We start from the raw sequence: 18,352 nt of genomic DNA, 5'->3' as shown, positions 1-18,352 counted from the left end.
GGTGGACGCGGCTGATCATCAGTTCGGGAAAGGAACGACCATGAGCCCTCACCAGTGTGCCCCGCCCGCCGCCATGACGGGCGGCGACCAGCCGTGGACGTGTCCCGGTTGCGGCCAGTTGTGGGAGCCGCTGCCCGCCTCGCCGATGGCGCGCCTGAAACAGGCGGGCGGCAACGGTGTCGTCATCGGGGGCGCCATCGCGTGCGGGGTGGCCTGTTTCGCCGCGTGGGCGATCTCGGTGGAGATGCTCGTCATCGTCGCGACCGCCATTTGCCTGGGCGTCCTCGTTCTGGCCTACCGGCAGGCGGACTGACGGGCCGCGACACGGCCCTTTTCGCGCCGCCGGAATTCACGGGACCGAACCTACAATCGGAAAGACCGTGAAAATGGGGTGGAGAAATGGCTCGCCAGGGCAACGGGGGCGACACGCCGGGCGATCACCTCCGGCATGGCCAGGCAGCGTTTTCTTCAAACGCACACCGTCGTGCACCTTGTTTGTTTGCGGCGGGCGGATGCCCTCGAGGTGGCCTGATGGGGCGAGCCCGGCGGACGGCGGGCCTTCGGCGGCGCACCGCCGGGAAAGGCGCGATGGCGGGACGGGTGATCGCGTTGGTGGCGGTGGCGCTGCTGGCGGTGTGCTGCGCCGCCGCCCCGCCCCCACCCCCGACCCCGCCCGCGCCCGGAACGTCGGCTCCGGCCGGCGGGTGCGGCGCTGCGCATCGGCTCGAGGCCGGCCCCCACCGGCTCGCCTCCGGGGGGCTGGAGCGCCGTTTCCTGCTGGCGGTGCCCGACGGCGACGGCCCTCACCCCGTCCTGCTCGACCTGCACGGGCTCGGCTCCTCGGCCGCCCAGCAGAGCGCCTACAGCCGGCTGGCCGAGCAGGGCACGCGCCGCGGCTACATCGTGCTCACGCCGCAGGCCGCGCAAGGCCGCATGGGCTGGACGCTGCCCGGCACAGGCGGGCCCGACGACACCGCGTTCCTGACCGCGCTGCTCGACCATGTGCGGCGGGGGTTGTGCGTCGATGCGCGCCGCGTGTTCGCCGCCGGCATGTCCTATGGCGCGGCCATGGCCGTCTCCCTGGTGTGCGCCCTGCACGGCCGCCTGGCCGGGGTGGCCGCTGTGGCCGGGCTCAACATCGTGCCTCCCTGCGCGGGCGCGCGGCCGGTCACGATCGTGGCCTTCCACGGCAGCGCCGACCGCATCGTCCCCTACCGGGGCGGCCACCCCTTCCAGGACGCCACCGGCGACCTGCGCGGCCTGGCCGGCCTGGTGGTGCTGCGGGGCGTCGGGGAGGTCTTCGCCGGCTGGGCGCGCGCCTTCGGCTGCTCCGGCCGCACCGCCTCCCGCCTCAACGGCCAGGTGGGGCTGAGCGACTGGGCGTCCTGCCCGGACGGCGTGCAGTTGCGCCTTTACACCATCGACGGCGGCGGTCACACCTGGCCCGGTCCCATCCAGGTACCCCGGCTGGGGGCGACCGCCCGCGACCTGGACGCCACCCGGCTCATCCTGGATGCCTTCGACCGCGCCCCCTCCCGCTGACCTGCGATGGCGGCTTGCCGGGCGGCTAGGCTTGTCGCTCATGACTCAGGTGGGACACGCGACGGCCCGCGCCCTGCTGCGCCGTCTGGCCGTCGAACAGGCCGAATGCAGGGTGCCGTCGCTGACGGCGGCGATCGTGCGCGATGGGCGGACGGCGTGGTTCGGCGGCCGCGGCCGCGTCGGCGGTGCGCCGCCGACGCCCGCCACCCAGTACCGGATCGGGTCGATCACCAAGAGCATGGTGGCCGTCGTCGTCATGCGGCTGCGCGATGAGGGCCTGCTGCGATTGAGCGATCCGATCGGCGACCATGTGAAGCAGACGCCGCTCGGGCAGCTGACGATCGCCCAGCTGTTGTCGCACACCGCCGGGCTGACGGCCGAACCGCCGACCACCTGGTGGGAACGCTCCCCCGGCGTCCCGGCCGCCGACCTGCTGGAGCTTCTCGGCCCCCAAGACGTCAAACACCGGCCGGGGCGCCGCTTCCACTACTCCAACGTCGGGTTCGCGCTGCTCGGCGAGCTCGTCGCCGCCTTGCGCGGCACGTCGTGGCTGAGCGCCGTGCGCGGCGAGGTGCTGGCGCCGCTCGGCATGAACGACACCACCGCCCGCCCCCGCGCCCCGCACGCCACCGGCTACGCCGTGCATCCGTGGGCCGACGTCGTGCAGGCCGAACCCGAACACGACGCCGAGGCGATGGCGCCCGCCGGGCAGTTGTGGTCCACCACCCACGACCTGGCGTCCTGGGCGGTGTTCCTGGGCGGCGACACCGGCGGGGTGCTGTGCCCGGGCACGCTCGAGGAGATGCGCGAACCGGTCGGCGTCGACGACGGCGACGCCTGGACCGGCGCGTTCGGGCTCGGGCTGCAACTGGCCAGGAGCGGCGGGCGGCGCCTGGCCGGCCACTCCGGGTCGATGCCCGGGTTTTTGGCGACCGTGTGGGCCGATGCCGGCGAAGGGATGGGGGCGCTGTTCATGGCCAACACCACCTCGGGGATGACCGGCACGCTCCTGACGGACCTGCTGGACATCGTGCAGGAGTACGAGCCGAGGCTGCCGGACGAGTGGCAGCCGGTCGCGGCCGACCCCGGCCTGCTGGCCCTGACCGGGCTGTGGCACTGGGGCCCCAAACCGTACGCTCTGCGGCTGCTGCCGGAAGGCGGGCTGTCGCTGGAGCCGGTCGGCGGCGCGGGACGGGCCTCGCGGTTCGTGCCCCAAGGCGATGGGACGTGGCTGGGGCTGGACGGCTACTACGCCGGGGAGACGCTGCGGGTGGCGGCCGATCACCTGGACCTCAACACGTTCATCTTCACCCGCGAACCGTACTCGCCGGGCGCTCCCGTGCCGGGCGGGGTGCGGGACTGGCACGCCTGACAAGAGGCGGCGGCAGTAGGCGAGCACGGCCGGCGGCGCGAACACCCAGCTCAGAAGGCGAGGAACATGGTCAGCGGGCACGCCGGCGCCGGCCGGCGTGCGCGCCGAACCCCAGCGCGTACCCGAAGGCCGGCAGCACCACCAGGTAGATGAGCGGCGGCGACCGCCCGATCGGCAGGCTGCGGAACCGGTCGAAGACGCCCTTGTCGGTGTCGAGGCTGACGCCGGTGGCCCGCCGGGCACGCGACGGCGCGGCGATCAGGCGGCCGGCCGCGGCGATGCCGGGGTGGGCAGGAGCCCGGCCAGGGTGCGCAGGGAGTGGCGGGCCAGGGCGACGGCCAGGGGGCGGGCCAGCGGCCACAGCGCGTGCCCCGCCGGGCCGAACGGCAGGTGCAGCTCCTCGGCCCAGATGACGCGGCTGCCGTGCGCGCACGCCCGCACCCGGATGGCGCCCCGGCCGCGCACGAGGCGGCCGGTGTGGGTGACGCGCACCAGCGTCGGCGGCTGCCAGTGGGTGATCGTCATCGTGTCCAGGAAGCCGAACGGCCACACCCCGGTGTAGGCCTCGACCGCGTGCTCGCCCACCTGGCGGGCCGTGGTCATGAACATCCACTCCCGATGACGGGGCCAGTCGGTGATGAGCGCGAAGACCTGCTCGGGCGGCGCGGTCACGTGGACGGCCGCGGCGGCGTACACGGGCCTCATCGATCCCCCTCATCCGTAAGGACGTGCTCATGATCGGCCTTGACGAGTCGAACGTACCCGATGAGATCGCCCGCGACGGGTGCGCCGCCTCGGCCGCGACGCCGAGACCGCCTACCGGCAGGCGCTCGCCCTGGCCGCTGCCGGACGGCGCTCACCGGGAAAACGGCCGGCCGGGTCACCATGGACTTTCGCGGGCCAGCAGGCGCGCCACCGCCGTGCTGAGCATCCGGACGCCGAGCGTCGAACCGGGCGAAAGGCCCGTCACCTTGCGGGCGCGTTGCAGCCGGTAGTCCAGGGTACGCGGGTGGATGCCCAGCGCCGCCGAGGCGGCCACGCGGTTCATGTCGTGGCGGTAGTAGGCGTGCAGGGTCGAAACGAGGTCCGGCCCGTCGGCCAGCCGCCGGGCGAAGGCGGCCAGCCAGGCGTCGATCTCGGGCGCGTTGGCCACGGCCATCTCGACGAACAGGTCGGCGACGGCATGCAGGCGCGCCGGCCGCTCCTCCAACGGCGCCACCAGGGCGGCCTTGCGCGCCAAGGTGAGCGTTTCGGCGAGCCGGCCGCTCTCGCCGGGCGCGCAGGCGACCTGGCACGCGCGGCCGAGCACGGCCGTGGCCGAGCGCAGGTGGCGCAGCGCCGCCGAACGGTCGCCGGGCGTCAGCAGGGCGAGTTCGCCGGGCTCCAGCCAGGCGGGCAGCGCGGCCGGTTTCGGCGTGTCCAGGATGGCCTCCACCATGGCGGAGCGGGTCTGCTCGGGCACGGGCGGGTTGGGGATGCGCAGCACCGACACCACGTAGCGGGGCGCCACCAGCGCTTCCAGGCGCGGTTCCACCGGCTGCATCGGCTCTAGGGGCTCGTCGGCGAGCAGCGTGCGCGCCAGGAGTTCGGCGCGGGCCGCCAGTCTTCGCGAGCGGCTCACTCCGTCGGCGTAGCCGTGCAGGTAGGCGCGTTTGGCGCGGACGCCCTGCGCGCCGAACCAGCCGACCATCCGCAGCAGGTCGTCGCCGTCGTCCGGGCCGGCCGCCCGGTGGATCTCCTGGAGCATGAGGCGGGTGTGCAGCCCGAGCACCCGGTGTTGCGCCAGGACCGTCAGGCCCAGTTCGGCGCGCCGGCGGCCGGCCGAGGAGATCGTCGACAGGTCCTGTTCGCCCAGTGGCAGGCCCGCCGGGGCCAGGGCGAAACTCCTGGATCGGATGAAGACGGCGAAGCCGAGCATGCCGGCTTGGTCGTCCCGCTTGGCCGCGACGATCGGCGTCTGCCCGTACTCGGGGATCTCGCGCAGATACGCCGAGACGGCTTCGCGTGCGCTGTCGTCCACCTGTTCCCGTAACGACTCAAATAGTTCGCCCATGTTCGCCCCTTTTCCGCGGTCTTCGCGGTATTCGCCGCCCGGCCCGTCGTGGATCACTTCTGTGTGGGGCCGGGCGGCGTCAGGACTTCAGGAAGTGCAGCACCGCCAGCACCCGGCGGCTGTAGCCGGTCGTGTGCGACAGCCGCAGCTTGTCGAACAGCGAGTTCACGTGCTTCTCCACCGCCGACTGCGACACGTGCAGGGCCTGGGCGATCGAGGCGTTGGTCAGCCCCTGGGCCATCCGCTCCAGCACCGCGCGCTCGCGCGCGGTCAGCCGCGCCAGCGGGTCGAGTTGCGTCGTACGGGCCAGCAACTGCCGCACCACCTCCGGATCGAAGGCCGCTCCCCCCGCGCCCACCCGCTCCAGGGCGTCCAGGAAGTCGCCGACCTGCGCCACCCGGTCCTTGAGCAGGTAGCCGACGCCTTCGACGTCCGCGCTCATCAACTCGGTGGCGTAGCGCTTTTCCACGTACTGCGACAACACCAGCACCTTGACCGACGGCCGGCGCCGCCTGATCTCCAGCGCCGCCCGCAGGCCCTCGTCGGTGTGGGTCGGCGGCATGCGCACGTCGACGACGACCACGTCCGGCCGGTGCTCGTCCACCGCCGCCACCAGCGCCTGGCCGTCGCTGACCGCAGCCGGGACCTCGTGGCCCTCCTCCAGCAGCAGCCGCAGCAGGCCCTCGCGCAGCAGGGTGGAGTCCTCGGCCAGGATCACCCGCACGGCAGCACCGCCGTGATCAGCGTGGGGCCGCCGGGCGGGCTCCTCACCTCGAAGGCGCCGTCCAGCGCCGCCACCCGCCGGGCCAGCCCCGACAGGCCGCCGCCGCCGGTGTCCGCGCCGCCGGCGCCGTCGTCGCGCACCCGGACGACGAGCGCGTCCTGCTCCTCGTGCACGCTGACGGCGATGCGCGTGGCGCCGGCGTGTTTGGCGGCGTTCGTCACCGCCTCGCACACCACGAAGTACGCCGCCGTCTCCACCGGCATCGGCGGGCGCCGCCGCAGCTCGCACGCCACCGTGACCGGGACGCTGGACCGCTCGGCCACCCCGGCCAGGGCCTCGCCGAGCCCCAGGGAGTCCAGCCCGCTCGGGTAGACCCGCCAGGCGACCTCGCGCAGTTCGGCCAGCGCCTGCTGCGCCTCCTGGTGCGCCTGCTCCAGCAGTTCCGGCCGCCCCCGTCTGGAGCGGCCGACGAGCATCGACAGCGCCACCAGCCGCTGCTGCAGCCCGTCGTGCAGGTCGCGTTCGATCCTGCGCCGCTCGGAGTCGACCGCCGCCACGATGCCGGCCCGGCTTTCGGCCAGTTCGGCGATCCTGCGTTCCAGCGCCTGCGTGCGGTCGGGGCTCAGCAGGTGCCTGGCCAGCCGCCGCTCCAGCGCGTGCACGCCGGCCACGCCCGACAGATTCAAAAACAGCGCCACACACCCGGCCAGCCCGAGGTAGGTCACCAGCGGCGGCGTCGGCGCCATCCCGTCGAACGGCTCGCCCCGGCTCCAGGCGGCTGCCATCCGCACGACCGTCCAGGCCCCGTACACCAGCAGCGCGACCACCAGGCCGCCCAGCACGCCGACCGGGACGCGGGCGGCCAGGTAGCGCACCGGCCGGCCGCCGTCCTCGCCCTCGGCCAGCGCCTGCAGCGCGGTGGCCTCCAGGCGCAGGCGGCGGGCCTCCAGCCGGGCCAGGCGGCGGGCCGCGGCACTGACGTTCGGATTGCCGAGGAACGGCAGCGCCAGCAGCAGGAACATCAGTTCCGCCAGCGCGCTGAGCGCGCCCAGCGCCACCGCCCCCAGCAGTCGCAGGCCCTCAAGGGCGACCGGCATGCCTGCCCTTGCGCCGCTCGCTCAGCCGGACGACGACGAACACCACGAGCGCGAGCACGACCAGCCCGGCCACGACCTTGCTGACGATGCCGGCGTACTCCTCCACCAGCGCCCAGTTCTCGCCGAGCAGGTAGCCCGCCATCACGAAGATCGTGTTCCAGATCGCGCTGCCGGCCGTGGTCAGCAGCGTGAAGGTCACCAGCGGCATCCGCTCGACGCCCGCCGGGATGGAGATGAGGCTGCGGAAGATGGGGATCATGCGCCCGAAGAAGACCGTCTTGCGGCCGTGCTTGAGGAACCAGGCCTCGGTCTTTTCGATGTCGGACAGCTTGACCAGGGGAAGCTTGGCGGCGATGGCCAGCGTCCGCTCGCGGCCCAGCATCGCGCCCACCCAGTACAGGGCCAGGGCCCCGACCACGGAGCCGAGCGTCGTCCATACCAGGACGTCCAGCAGGTCCAGCTCGCCCCTGCTGGCGGTGAAGCCGGCCAGCGGGAGGATCACCTCGCTGGGCAGGGGCGGGAAAAGGTTCTCCAGTGCGATCGCGAGCCCCGCCCCGGGTGCCCCGAAACTCTCCATGAGTCCAACTAGCCAATCAGTCATGAGGTAAGGCTACGGAAGATCCGATATGGGAGTAATGCGGACGGTGGCCGATCTCGGGGTGTGGTAAACCACACCCCCCGTTTACCGTACACTGTACGGCCGTGAGCTTCATGACGGATCCGGCACCTCACCCGGCGATTTTCCAGCCCGGCGACCCTCCCAGAACCGGTCACATGGCCTTCCTCGACCCCGACGGAGACGCCGCGGTGACCGTCGCGGAAAACCTCGACGGCACCATACGGACGCGGCAGGCGCCGGCCGCGCTCGTCCCCGTCGGGCAGGCCGTCGCCGCGCTGGCCCGCGCCCGCAAAGACCCCCGGGCCCACCCCGCGGCCCGCTTCTGGGGCGCCGTGGCCCTGGTCGCGCTGCAACTCCTGACCCGGGGCCGCATCCTGCCGGGGGTCTCGCCAGGCGAGCACGACTCCTGGCGGGCCGGGCCGCTGGACGCCGCCGACGTGCGGCGCATCCGCGAACTGGCCGCCGCCATGCCCGCCTCCGCCCGCGCCATCCCCCTCCCGCCCGCCACGGCCGAACCGGGCCCGGACGAGCAGGACGGCATCCGGCACGTGCAGCCCCAACCGGGCGACGTGCCAGGCGAGCAGGACGGCGGGGTGCGGCTGCCCGACGCCGAAGGGCTCGTGCGGGCCTTCCTCGACGCCGTCGCCGACGCCATGCCGCGCTCCCCCGGCGCCGTCCGCGCCACCGGCACCACCCCCTACGCCGCGCTCGCCCCCGTCAAAGTCCCCCACCTGCGCCCCTGGGCCGAGGAGGTGTCGGCCGGGCTCGACTCCGGCGTGCGGCTGTCGCTGCGCCTGGAGGCCGACGACCTGGCCGCCGCCGAGTTCCGCGCCGTCGTCCAGTTGCACAGCCTGGCCGACCCCTCCCTCGTCGTTGACGCGGGCGAGCTGTGGCAGGGCCACGACCCCGGCCTCGGCCCGAGGGCCAGGATCGAGACCACGCTGGCCATCCGCCGCGCCGCCCGCGCCTGGCCCCGCCTGCAACGGCTGCTCGACAGCGCCGTCCCCGACGAGCTCACCCTGTCCGACGCCGACGTGGAAGACCTCCTCGCCGGCGCCGCCGACCGCCTGGCCGCGACCGGCGTCGACGTGCACTGGCCCAAGAGCCTCGTGCGCGGCCTCAGCGCCAGGGCCGTCATCGGCGAACGCGACAGCGCGCCCTCCGACATGCCCTCCTTCCTGGGCGGCCACCACCTGACCAGCTTCGACTGGCAGCTCGCCCTCGGTGGCCGGCGCCTGAGCGCCGCCGAGATGGACCACCTCGCCGAGGCCCACCGCCCCGTCGTCCGGCTGCGCGACCAATGGGTGCTCATCGACCCCGACCTGGCCCGCAAGGCCCGCCAGCGCGACCTCAAGCCCCTGACCGGGCTCGAAGCCCTCGGCGCCGCCCTGACCGGCACCGTCGAACTCGACGGAGAACAGATCGCCGTCGAGCCCACCGACTGGCTGCGCGAGCTGCGCGAACGCCTGTCCCAGCCCGCCGAGGCCGCCCCGCCGCCCGGCCTGGCCGCCACACTGCGCGACTACCAGCTCGCCGGGCTGCGCTGGCTGGCCCAGCTCACCTCGCTCGGGCTCGGCGCCTGCCTGGCCGACGACATGGGCCTGGGCAAGACGATCACCCTCATCGCGCTGCACCTGCACCGCGCCGGCACCGGGCCCACACTCGTGGTGTGCCCGGCCTCGCTGCTGGGCAACTGGGAGCGCGAGATCGCCAGGTTCGCCCCGGGCGTGCCCGTGCGCCGCTACCACGGCGCCCAGCGCGCCCTGGAGGGCGAAGGATTCGAGGACGGGTTCGTGCTGACGACGTACCAGACCATGCGCCTGGACGCCGCCCGCCTGGCCACGCACCCATGGGGGCTGCTCGTCGCCGACGAAGCCCAGCACGTCAAGAACCCCGCCTCCGGCACCGCCAAAGCCCTCCGGGAGATTCCCGCCGCCGCCCGCGTCGCGCTCACCGGCACCCCCATGGAGAACAACCTGTCGGAGCTGTGGGCCATCCTCGACTGGGCCACACCGGGGCTGCTCGGGCCGCTGACACGGTTCAGGGCGCGCTGGGCCAAACCGGTCGAGTCCGGCGACGGCGACGCCGCCGGACGGCTCTCACGGCTGATCGGGCCGTTCCTGCTGCGCCGCAAGAAGAGCGACCCCGGCATCGCGCCCGAACTTCCGCCCAAGACCGAGACCGACCGCCCCGTCGCGCTCACCACCGAACAGGCCGGCCTGTACGAGGCCGTCGTCCGCGAGATCATGGCCCAGATCGCCGAGTCCACCGGCATGGCCAGGCGCGGCCTGATCGTCAAGCTGCTCACCGCTCTCAAACAGATCTGCAACCACCCCGCCCACTACCTGCACGAGAGCGGCGCCCGCCTGCCGGGCCGCTCCGGCAAGCTGGAACTGCTCGACGAACTCCTGGACACCATCGTCGCCGAGGACGGCGCGGTGCTGGTGTTCACGCAGTACGTCGCCATGGCCCGCCTCCTGCAGCAGCACCTCACCTCCCGCGGCGTGGCCACCCGGCTCCTGCACGGCGGCACCCCCATCGCCCGCCGCGAGGAGATGATCCAAAGCTTCCAGGACGGCCGGATCCCGGTGTTCCTGCTCTCGCTCAAGGCCGCCGGCACCGGACTGAACCTCACCCGCGCCGACCACGTCATCCACTACGACCGCTGGTGGAACCCCGCCGTGGAGGACCAGGCCACCGACCGCGCCCACCGCATCGGCCAGACCAGGCCCGTCCAGGTGCACCGCCTGATCGCCGAAGGCACGATCGAGGACCGCATCGCCGAGATGCTGGCCGCCAAACGCTCACTCGCCGAGGCCGTGCTCGCCTCCGGCGAAGCCGCCTTCACCGAGCTGACCGACACCGAACTCGCCGCCCTCGTGGAGCTGAGATCATGAACGCCGCCCGCGGATTCCCCGCCTTCCCCCCGCAACACGCCGGCGCCCGCTTCGCCACCTCCTGGTGGGGCCGCGCCTGGATCAAGGCCATGGAGGACACCTCACTCGACCACGGCCTGCTCCGCAAGGGCCGCGCCTACGCCAAGACCGGGCAGGTCGGGCCCATCACCGTCAGCCCCGGCCGGATCGCCGCGGTCGCCGAAAGCGACTACGACACCGTCGTCCGCGTCGAGCAGCTCACCGACGCCGCATGGCAACGATTCCTGGACCAGGTCGCCGCCAAGGCGGGGCACATCGCCGCGCTGCTCGAGCGCGACATGCCCCACGACCTGGTCCAGGCCGCCCAGGACGCCGCCGTGCCGCTGCTGCCGGCCGTCGGCGACCTGGAACCCGAATGCTCCTGCCCCGACTGGGGCCACCCGTGCAAGCACGCCGCCGCCCTGTGCTACCAGGCGTCGTGGCTGCTGGACGCCGACCCGTTCGTGCTGCTGCTGATGCGCGGCCGGGGCGAGCGCGAGCTGATCGAGGCGCTGCAACGCCGCGACGTCCCCGCGGCGGCGCCGCCGCGGGGCCAGGACGCCGCGCAGGGTTCGCCGGGCGTGCCCGCCGCCGTGGCGTTCGCCAGGCAAGATCGGCCTGACACGCCGCCGCTGCCCGAACCGCCCCCATTCGACGTCGCCTTCACCCCGCCCGCCCTGGACGCTCCCGCCGACGCCGGTGTGGAGCCGGCCGCGCTGCGCGTGCTGGCCGCCTCCGCCGCCGACCGGGCCCGCCAGGTGCTGCGCCACGGCCGCCTGCCCGACCTGAGCGAGCACCAGGACCTGGTGCGGCTGGCCGCCGACCACGACCTGCCCCTCGGCCTCGACGCCGCCGTCCAGGCGTGGCGCTATGGCGGCGCGGACGGCCTCGAGACGCTCGAAACCGCCTGGACGCCGCCCCGCCGCGACCTGGCCAGAGCGCAGGCGCTGCTGGAGGCCGGATGGGAGGGCGAACAACCGCCCCGAATGCGCGCCTGGCGCAACCGCTGGACCATCGGCGACCTCCAGCTCCGCTACGGCCGCGACGGCCGCTGGTACCCCTTCACCCGCCGCCAGGACGGGTGGTGGCCCGCCGGGGCGCCGGAACGCGACCCCGCCGCGCTCATCGGCCTTTAGCGCCCGGCGAGGCCGATCGGCCCATGGCGGGCGCGGGGCCGATCGGCTCTTCGGGCCCGGCGGGCTCAGGGCTCGGCGGGTCAACAGTGGCAACCCTGCTGGCCGCGCGCGGGCCATGGGGACAGCCGCCGGAGGTTTTCCGGATGTCCCCCACGGGCCCGCCGGGTGGTGCCGCCGGCGGGCGGCCGGGCAGGCTGGGGGCGTGCGGAAGGGAACATGGATGGGCACGCCGGAACGGGCGGGGCGAGAGCTGGCCTACGTGCTGACGCTGCCGCTGACGGCGGCGGCCGGGCTGGTGTACCTGCTGGTCGTGGCGATGGGCGTGATGGGCTCGGCCTCCGGCCTCGGGCTGCCGCTGCTGGCGCTGTGCGTGCCGGGCGCCAGGGGGCTCGGCGCGGCCAACCGGCGGCTGGCCCGGCTGGCGGGGGCGCCGGTGGCCGGGCCCGCCCCGTTGCGGCTGCCCGCGGGGCTGTTCAACCGGCTGGGCACGGCGCTCGGCGACGCCGCCGGATGGCGGGCCATCATCCACAGCCTGGTCCGGCTGCCCGCGGCCGTCCTGGCGTTCGCGGCCGCGGGCGGGCTGTGGGGGCTCGGCGCGCTTCTGCTCACCTGCCCCCTGTGGTGGCAGGCCGCCCTCGTCCCCGCGCTGAGGCCCGCGGGCTGGCCGGGGGCGCTGACGGCCAGCGCGATCGGGCTGGTGCTGCTGCTGGCGGCCCCCGCCGGGGTGCACCTCGCGCTCGGCCCCGAACGGATGCTGGCGCGCACGCTGCTCGGCCCCGCCCCCGCGGCCACCCGCATCCGCACCCTGGAGGAGACCCGCGCGCTGGCCGTGGACGACGCCGCCGCCGCGCTGCGCCGCGTCGAACGCGACCTGCACGACGGCACCGCCGCCCGCCTGCTCACCCTGGCGATGAGTCTGGACATGGTACGGGAGGAACTGGCCGAGGCAGGCCGCTCGCCGCGGCTGGACCGCGCCCGCGCCCTGCTCGAGGGCGCCCACCACACCGCCAAGGAGAGCCTCGCGGAGCTGACCGACCTCATCCGCGGCATCCACCCGCCCGCGCTGGACAACGGGCTCGAGGTCGCCCTGACCACGCTGGCCGCACGCAGCCCGCTGACCGTCGCACTCGACGCCGACCTGCCGCAACGGCCCTCGCCCGCCGTGGAGACCATCGCCTTCTACTGCACCGCCGAACTGCTGGCCAACGTGGCCAAGCACAGCGGCGCCCGGCGGGCCGAGGTCCAGCTGCGGGCCCGCGACGGGCGGCTGCGCCTGCGCGTCAGCGACGACGGCGACGGCGGCGCGGCGATCAGCCCGGCAACAGGCACAGGCACGGGGCTGCGCGGCCTGGCCGACCGCGTCCGGGTCGTGGACGGCACACTCGGCCTCCACAGCCCCCCGGGAGGGCCTACGGTGGTCACCGTCGACCTGCCCCTGCGCGCCTGAACGGAACCCGCATGCGCATCGTGATCGCCGAGGACGCCGTGGTGCTCCGCGACGGCCTGTGCCTGCTGCTGTCCTCACGGGGCCACGACGTGGCCGCCGCCGTGGGCGACGGCGACACACTGGCCGAGGCCGTGGCCGAGCACCGCCCCGACGTCGCCGTCGTCGACGTGCGCATGCCGCCCACCCACACCGACGAGGGGCTGCGCGCCGCGATCAGGATCCGCCGCGACCACCCCGGCCTCGGCGTGCTGGTGTTCTCCCAGTACATCGAGACCCGCTACGCCGCCCAGCTTTTGGCCGACGGCGCCCGCGGCGTCGGCTACCTGCTCAAGGAGCGCGTCGCCGACATCAAGGACTTCCTGGCCGCCCTCGAAGCGATCGCGGCCGGGCAGACCGTGCTCGACCCCGAGGTCGTCACCCAGATCATGGGCGCCAGCCGGCGGGCCGACGCCCTGGGGGCGCTGACCCCCAGGGAAGGCGAGGTGCTGGCCATGATGGCCCAGGGCCGCTCCAACAGCGCCATCGCCGAGGCCCTGTTCCTGTCATACGGGTCGGTGGAGAAGCACGTCACCCAGATCTTCACCAAACTGGCGCTGACGCCCTCCGACAACGACCACCGCCGGGTGCTGGCCGTCCTGCGCTTCCTGCAGGCGTGAGCCCCGCCCCCTTAGGAGGAGGGTTCGGGGGCGTAGAAGGCGACGGTCGCGGCGACACCGGCGGCGACCTGGTCGGGCGGGTCGCCCGCGGCCTGCTGGGCCGCGCCCCACGCGCGGCCGCTCCCGGTGATGAAGCGCCGGCCCTCGACGGTCTCGTGGAAGGTCTCCTCATCGATCTTCGCACCGCCCGACAGGTACAGGCCCAGGCTGAGCAGCGACAGGTCCCAGCCGACGCCGACCGAGCCGGGGCCGTAGCGCTCCCACCACTCCTGCGGCATCTCGGCGGTGTGGTGCAGCTCGAACAGGGTGCCGCCGTCCTTGGCCGACAGGCGCACCTCGACCTCGGAAAAGCCGGGGTTCTCGCCGAACAGCCAGCTCACCCGCAGCAGGTTCGGCGGCTCGCAGCGCAGGATCTCGCCGCCGGCGTTGCCCTGGAGCTGGTAGGTGCCGCCCAGGCGCAGGTCGCCGCTCACCGGCAGGAACCAGCGGGCCAGACGCTCGGCCTCGGTGCAGGCCTGCCACACGTCCTGGACGTCGGCGTCGTAGTGGCGGCGCAGCAGCATGTTCTTGCGTGCGCCGGTGGTCACCTCCCGGTGGGTGCGGTTGAGCTCGTCGACGAAATCCATCAGGTGTCCTCCGTTGTGTTGTTCTCACGTCGTTCTCGTTTGCCCCGGGCCAGCTCGGTGGCCAGCGCGTCCAGACGCTGGGTCCAGAAACCGCGAAAACGCTCCAGCCACAGATCGACCTCCCGCAGCGGCGCGAACTCCACGGCGTAGAGCCGGCGCGTCCCCTCGGCCCGCACGCTGGCGAAGCCGTTGTCGCGCAGCACCCGCAGATGCTGGGAGACGGCGGGCTGGGAGATGCCGAACTCGCGCTGGATGACGGCGGTGACCTCGCCCGAGCTCTGCTCGCCGCCGGCCAGCAGCTCCAGGATGCGGCGCCGCACCGGATCGCCGAGAACGTCGAATGCGTGCACGACCAGAGTGTTTCAGGTCCCGCTTATATAAGTCAAACATGGGATAATGGATCAGTCGTCGTCCAGGCCGCGGGCGATGAGCGCCTCGCCGAGCGCGTCGGCGTGCCGCAGCGAGCTCACCACCAACGGCACCGCGAACGCGCGCAGGCTGCGCTCGACCCCCCTGGCCCGCTGCGCCTCCCGCACCCGCGTGGCCAGGGCGGCCACGACGGGCACGCTGCGCACGGTCATCGACAGCAGCAGCGACATCCGGAACGGGTCCAGGCCCACCAGCCGCACCGGCGCCAGGCCGCGTTCCAGCGCCGCCATCATCGCCGAGGTGCGCGTGGTGAGCGTGACCAGCCCCGCCAGCGCCACCGCCAGCACCACGCGCAACGTCGTCGAGGCCGCCCCCTGCAGATCCACGAAGGCCCACTGCATCGCGAACAGCGCCACCGCGAACCAGCGCACCGGCCGCACCTGCGCCCACGCCGCCGCCACCCCGACCCGCGACAGCGCATACAGCCCGGCCACCACGAGGCCCGCCCCGGCCAGCGCCGGCGGCGAACGCAACAGCACCAGCGCCGTGCACGCCGGCACCAGAGCGGCCAGCTTGACCCCCGCGGGCAGCCGGTGCAGCACCGAGCCGCCCTGGACGTAGGCGCCGGTCAGGCCGTTCACGCCATCAGCTTCCTGTAGTAGCCGATGGCCTCCTCGGGGGAGCCGTCGGCGACGATCCTGCCCTGATCGAGCACCAGCACCCGATCGAAGCCGGCCAGCAGCGGCAGGTCATGGCTGACCACCAGCACCTGCTGCGGCATCTGGCGCAACAACTCGGCGACCTGCCGCGAATGCCGCAGGTCCAGCAGCGTGGTCGGCTCGTCCATGACGAGGATCTGCGGCTCCAGCACCATCACCGAGCACAACGCCAGCAACTGCTTCTGGCCGCCCGACAGCTGGTGGGCGGGATGGTCGGCGTGCCCGCCCAGGCCGTATCGGTCCAGCACGGCGCGCACCCGCCGATCGACCTCCTCGCGCGAGTGGCCCTTGCGGCGCAGCGAGAACGCCACGTCCTCGGCCACCGTCGGCATCACGATCTGCGCGTCGGGGTCGGTGAACAGGAACCCGACGCCCCGCCTGATCTTGGCGGCCTGCCGGCGCGTGTCCAGGCCCAGCACGCGCACCGTGCCCGACGTCGGCAACGCCAGGCCGTTGATCAGGCGGGCCAGCGTGCTCTTGCCCGAGCCGTTGGCGCCGACCACGCCGACGCGCCGCTCAGGCAGGCCGGCGGTGATGCCGCGCAGCACCTCACGCTCGCCCAGACGCATGTGGACCTCGTCGAACTCGATCACTCACACCACCTCGAACAGCGCCGCCACACCCAGACCGCCGCCCACCGCGGCCGCCGCCAGACCCAGCGTCCCGGGTGGCGCGCCCTGGCGGACCAGCCGCGTGAACAGTCTGGTCACCACGACCGCGCCGGAGGCCCCCCACGGATGGCCCAGCGCCAGCGCACCGCCGTCCACGCACACCCGATCGGGCGGGTCGAGCCCGAGCGCGTCGGTCACGGCCAGCACCTGCGCCGCGAACGCCTCCACGATCTCCACCGCCGCGACGTGCTCCACATCCACCCCCGTACGCGCCAGCACCCGCCGCACGGCGGGCACCGGCCCCCACCCGGGCAGGGCGGGATCGCATCCGGCGACCGCCCCTGCCAGCAGCCGCATCCCCGGCAGGCCCGCGCGCAGCCGCTCGGGCACGATCGCCACCGCCGCGGCGCCGTCGCTGATCGGGGAGGAATTACCGGCCGTCACTGTACCGCCCGCCACGAACGCCGCAGGCAGCCGGGCCAGCGACTGCGGCCGCAGCGGGCGGGGCCGCTGATCCTCGCACCGGCCGCCGAGCGGGACGATCTCGTGCTCGAAACGCCCGGCCGCGCGGGCGGCCAGCGCGCCGGCGTGGCTGCGGCAGGCGTAGGCGTCCTGGCGCCGCCTGGTGACCTCGCGGGCCGCCGCCAGCGCCTCGGCGGCCGGCCCCATGCCGGGGTCGGGGTGGCCGCCGGGGACGAACGGCGCCCGCTCGTAGGGCCGCTCGGCCCCCCGATGCGTGCGCAGCGGCGCGGTGGAGGCGCTCTCGGCGCCTCCGGCGATCACCAGGTCCATGTCGCCGGCCCGCACCGCCTGCCCGGCCACCAGGATCGCGGCCAGGCCGCTGCCGCACTGCCGGTCCACCGTCACCCCGGGCACCTCGTGCCCCAGGCCCGCCGCCAGCGCCGACACCCGGGCCACGTTGCCGCCGGGGCCCATGCAGTTGCCCAGCACCACATCCTCGACCGGCCGTTCGCCGGCCTCGCGCGCCACGGCGGCGATCACGGGGGCGGCCAGCCGGTCGACGGTCAGGTCCTTGAAGGCGTGCCCGGCCGTCCCGATGGGGGTGCGCCGGGCCGCCACGATGACGGGAGTGTTGTTCGCGCTCATGTCAGACCAGCCGCCGGATGCCGGGGTCGCCGTCGGCCAGCCGGGACTCCAGCAGCGCGCGCGCCGGTTTGCCCGTCGGCGTGCGCGGCAGGCTCGCCATCGCGTACCAGCGGCGGGGCCGCTGCGCCACGTCCAGGCCGCCTCTGGCCACCGACTCCAGCAGCGATCGCGGCGGCGCCGCGCCGCCCGTCTCGACGATCGCGGTGACCACCGAGCCCAGCGACGGATGCGGCGAGCCGACCACCACGACGTCCCCCACGCCCGGCACCCGGCGCAGCACCTCCTCGACGTCCTCGGGCACGACGGTGGCCCCGCCGGTCTGGATCGCGCCCTCACCGCGCCCGCGCACCCGCAGCACCTCACCCGATCGGTACGGCTCCGCCAGGTCGCCCACGCTCACCCAGCCCTGCCCATCTCGCCGCAGCGGCCCCGCGGCCCCGCCGAGATAGCCTTCGGCCAGCCACGGCGAGCGCGCCCACACCTCGCCCAGCCCGCCCTCGCCCCTGACCTCGATCTCCACTCCGGGGAAAGGGCGCAGCCCGCCCCCGTCGACGTCCACGGCCACGAACGACAACTCCGTGGCCCCGTAGTACGACACCACCCGCACCCCCGCCCGGGCCGCCCGCGCCCGCACCGCGGGGTCGAGCGCCGCCCCGCCGACCACCGCCGTGCGCAGCGCCCCCGGCTGCCGCAGCACCTCGGGCAGCCGGTGCGGCACCAGGTGCACGACCGTGGCGGTGGCCAGGTGCGCGGCCAGCGAGCGCGCCGGCCAGCGGCCGGGCACGAGCGCCGTCGCGCCCGTGGCCAGGGCGTGCACGGCGGCGAAAGCGTACAGGGAGGACACCAGCGGCCCCGGCACCAGGACCACGTCGTCGGGGCCGATCCCGGCCAGCTCGCCCAGATGCCGGAATGAACGCGTCCACGACGCCCGCGTCCGCACGATCGCGCGCGGCCTGCCGGTGCTGCCCGAACTGAAGCACGCCCACGCGTGGTCGCCCGGCAGGGCCCGCGGCGTCACCGGCGGCCCCTCCCGCGACGGCAGCGGCGCCTGGACGAGGACGTCGGCCGCCTCCACGACCTGGGCCCACCGCTCCCGGCCCCAGGAGGGGTCGCCCACCAGCGGCGTCGCCCCGGCCAGATCGGCGGCCAGCACCGCGGTCAGCAGCGCGACCGGGTCGTCCACCCCGATCGCGACCAGCGCGCCCGGCCCGACCCCCTGCCCGATCAGGTGGCGGGCGGCGCCGCCCGCGTTCGCGTCGAGCTCGGCGTAGGTGAGCTCGCCTTCTGGACCGCACACCGCGAGCCGGTCAGGACGCTCGGCGGCGTGCCGCAACACGTGTTCGGCTATCGGCATCGAGA

Annotated in this window: 18 protein-coding genes; 7 read left to right on the top strand and 11 right to left on the bottom strand. The window is 74.4% G+C overall.

Going from position 1 to position 18,352, the window contains the following annotated elements; translation table 11 throughout:
- Positions 1 to 40: 40 nt before the first annotated feature.
- The 3 genes from ACFOY2_RS32970 (at position 41) to ACFOY2_RS32960 (ending at position 2,914) form a co-directional block, all read left to right on the top strand.
- Positions 41 to 313, top strand: coding sequence for a hypothetical protein (locus ACFOY2_RS32970; protein WP_379532010.1), 273 nt, complete (start codon positions 41 to 43; stop codon positions 311 to 313).
- A 218-nt stretch (positions 314 to 531) separates the two neighbouring features.
- Entirely contained in the window at positions 532 to 1,542 is a 1,011-nt protein-coding gene (locus tag ACFOY2_RS32965; protein ID WP_379532009.1) for an alpha/beta hydrolase family esterase, read from the top strand.
- A gap of 40 nt (positions 1,543 to 1,582) precedes the next feature.
- The gene (locus ACFOY2_RS32960) at positions 1,583 to 2,914 is read left to right on the top strand and encodes a serine hydrolase domain-containing protein (protein WP_379532008.1); all 1,332 of its coding nucleotides are present in this window, start codon (positions 1,583 to 1,585) and stop codon (positions 2,912 to 2,914) included.
- A 258-nt stretch (positions 2,915 to 3,172) separates the two neighbouring features.
- Here ACFOY2_RS32960 and ACFOY2_RS32955 read toward each other — a convergent pair whose 3' ends face one another.
- From ACFOY2_RS32955 to ACFOY2_RS32935, 5 genes are all read right to left on the bottom strand, one after another.
- Complete coding sequence (locus tag ACFOY2_RS32955) at positions 3,173 to 3,619, bottom strand: SRPBCC family protein (RefSeq protein WP_379532007.1); 447 nt, start codon at positions 3,617 to 3,619, stop codon at positions 3,173 to 3,175.
- Between the two features lie 175 nt (positions 3,620 to 3,794).
- Positions 3,795 to 4,967, bottom strand: a complete 1,173-nt coding sequence (locus ACFOY2_RS32950) for a PucR family transcriptional regulator (RefSeq protein WP_379532006.1) — start codon at positions 4,965 to 4,967, stop codon at positions 3,795 to 3,797.
- 79 nt (positions 4,968 to 5,046) lie between these two features.
- Positions 5,047 to 5,691 carry a response regulator gene (locus ACFOY2_RS32945; RefSeq protein WP_379532005.1) on the bottom strand — a complete coding sequence of 215 codons (645 nt, stop codon included), beginning with the start codon at positions 5,689 to 5,691 and terminating at the stop codon, positions 5,047 to 5,049.
- The gene (locus ACFOY2_RS32940) at positions 5,682 to 6,788 is read right to left on the bottom strand and encodes a sensor histidine kinase (protein ID WP_379532004.1); all 1,107 of its coding nucleotides are present in this window, start codon (positions 6,786 to 6,788) and stop codon (positions 5,682 to 5,684) included. Before ACFOY2_RS32940 ends, ACFOY2_RS32945 begins: the two co-directional genes overlap by 10 nt.
- Positions 6,772 to 7,389 carry a DedA family protein gene (locus ACFOY2_RS32935; RefSeq protein ID WP_379532003.1) on the bottom strand — a complete coding sequence of 206 codons (618 nt, stop codon included), beginning with the start codon at positions 7,387 to 7,389 and terminating at the stop codon, positions 6,772 to 6,774. The genes ACFOY2_RS32940 and ACFOY2_RS32935 overlap by 17 nt, the downstream gene beginning before the upstream one ends.
- A 110-nt stretch (positions 7,390 to 7,499) precedes the next feature.
- Here ACFOY2_RS32935 and ACFOY2_RS32930 point away from each other — a divergent pair, with 110 nt between their 5' ends.
- From ACFOY2_RS32930 to ACFOY2_RS32915, 4 genes are all read left to right on the top strand, one after another.
- Positions 7,500 to 10,304, top strand: coding sequence for a DEAD/DEAH box helicase (locus ACFOY2_RS32930; protein WP_379532091.1), 2,805 nt, complete (start codon positions 7,500 to 7,502; stop codon positions 10,302 to 10,304).
- On the top strand, positions 10,301 to 11,458 hold the full coding sequence (locus ACFOY2_RS32925) for an SWIM zinc finger family protein (RefSeq protein ID WP_379532002.1): 1,158 nt from the start codon (positions 10,301 to 10,303) through the stop codon (positions 11,456 to 11,458). Before ACFOY2_RS32930 ends, ACFOY2_RS32925 begins: the two co-directional genes overlap by 4 nt.
- Before the next feature lie 202 nt (positions 11,459 to 11,660).
- The gene (locus ACFOY2_RS32920; RefSeq protein WP_379532001.1) at positions 11,661 to 12,905 is read left to right on the top strand and encodes a sensor histidine kinase; all 1,245 of its coding nucleotides are present in this window, start codon (positions 11,661 to 11,663) and stop codon (positions 12,903 to 12,905) included.
- A gap of 11 nt (positions 12,906 to 12,916) precedes the next feature.
- On the top strand, positions 12,917 to 13,561 hold the full coding sequence (locus ACFOY2_RS32915) for a response regulator transcription factor (RefSeq protein ID WP_379532000.1): 645 nt from the start codon (positions 12,917 to 12,919) through the stop codon (positions 13,559 to 13,561).
- An 11-nt stretch (positions 13,562 to 13,572) separates the two neighbouring features.
- Here ACFOY2_RS32915 and ACFOY2_RS32910 read toward each other — a convergent pair whose 3' ends face one another.
- Genes ACFOY2_RS32910 through ACFOY2_RS32885 form a run of 6 tightly spaced genes read right to left on the bottom strand, consistent with a single transcriptional unit; the run spans position 13,573 to position 18,347 of the window.
- On the bottom strand, positions 13,573 to 14,187 hold the full coding sequence (locus ACFOY2_RS32910) for an SRPBCC family protein (protein ID WP_379531999.1): 615 nt from the start codon (positions 14,185 to 14,187) through the stop codon (positions 13,573 to 13,575).
- Complete coding sequence (locus tag ACFOY2_RS32905) at positions 14,187 to 14,537, bottom strand: ArsR/SmtB family transcription factor (protein WP_379531998.1); 351 nt, start codon at positions 14,535 to 14,537, stop codon at positions 14,187 to 14,189. The genes ACFOY2_RS32910 and ACFOY2_RS32905 overlap by 1 nt, the downstream gene beginning before the upstream one ends.
- A gap of 51 nt (positions 14,538 to 14,588) precedes the next feature.
- Complete coding sequence (locus tag ACFOY2_RS32900; RefSeq protein WP_379531997.1) at positions 14,589 to 15,197, bottom strand: energy-coupling factor transporter transmembrane component T family protein; 609 nt, start codon at positions 15,195 to 15,197, stop codon at positions 14,589 to 14,591.
- A complete protein-coding gene (locus ACFOY2_RS32895; RefSeq protein WP_379531996.1) occupies positions 15,194 to 15,868 on the bottom strand; it encodes an energy-coupling factor ABC transporter ATP-binding protein in 675 nt (224 codons plus the stop codon). The genes ACFOY2_RS32900 and ACFOY2_RS32895 overlap by 4 nt, the downstream gene beginning before the upstream one ends.
- The gene (locus ACFOY2_RS32890) at positions 15,869 to 16,993 is read right to left on the bottom strand and encodes a thiolase family protein (RefSeq protein WP_379531995.1); all 1,125 of its coding nucleotides are present in this window, start codon (positions 16,991 to 16,993) and stop codon (positions 15,869 to 15,871) included.
- A gap of 1 nt (position 16,994) precedes the next feature.
- The gene (locus ACFOY2_RS32885) at positions 16,995 to 18,347 is read right to left on the bottom strand and encodes a class I adenylate-forming enzyme family protein (protein ID WP_379531994.1); all 1,353 of its coding nucleotides are present in this window, start codon (positions 18,345 to 18,347) and stop codon (positions 16,995 to 16,997) included.
- Positions 18,348 to 18,352: the final 5 nt, after the last annotated feature.

Origin of the sequence: Nonomuraea purpurea, assembly GCF_042650645.1 — a bacterium.
Lineage (GTDB): Bacteria > Actinomycetota > Actinomycetes > Streptosporangiales > Streptosporangiaceae > Nonomuraea > Nonomuraea purpurea.
Note: the sequence above shows the minus strand (reverse complement) of the source record. Positions and strands in the feature narration are given on the sequence as shown.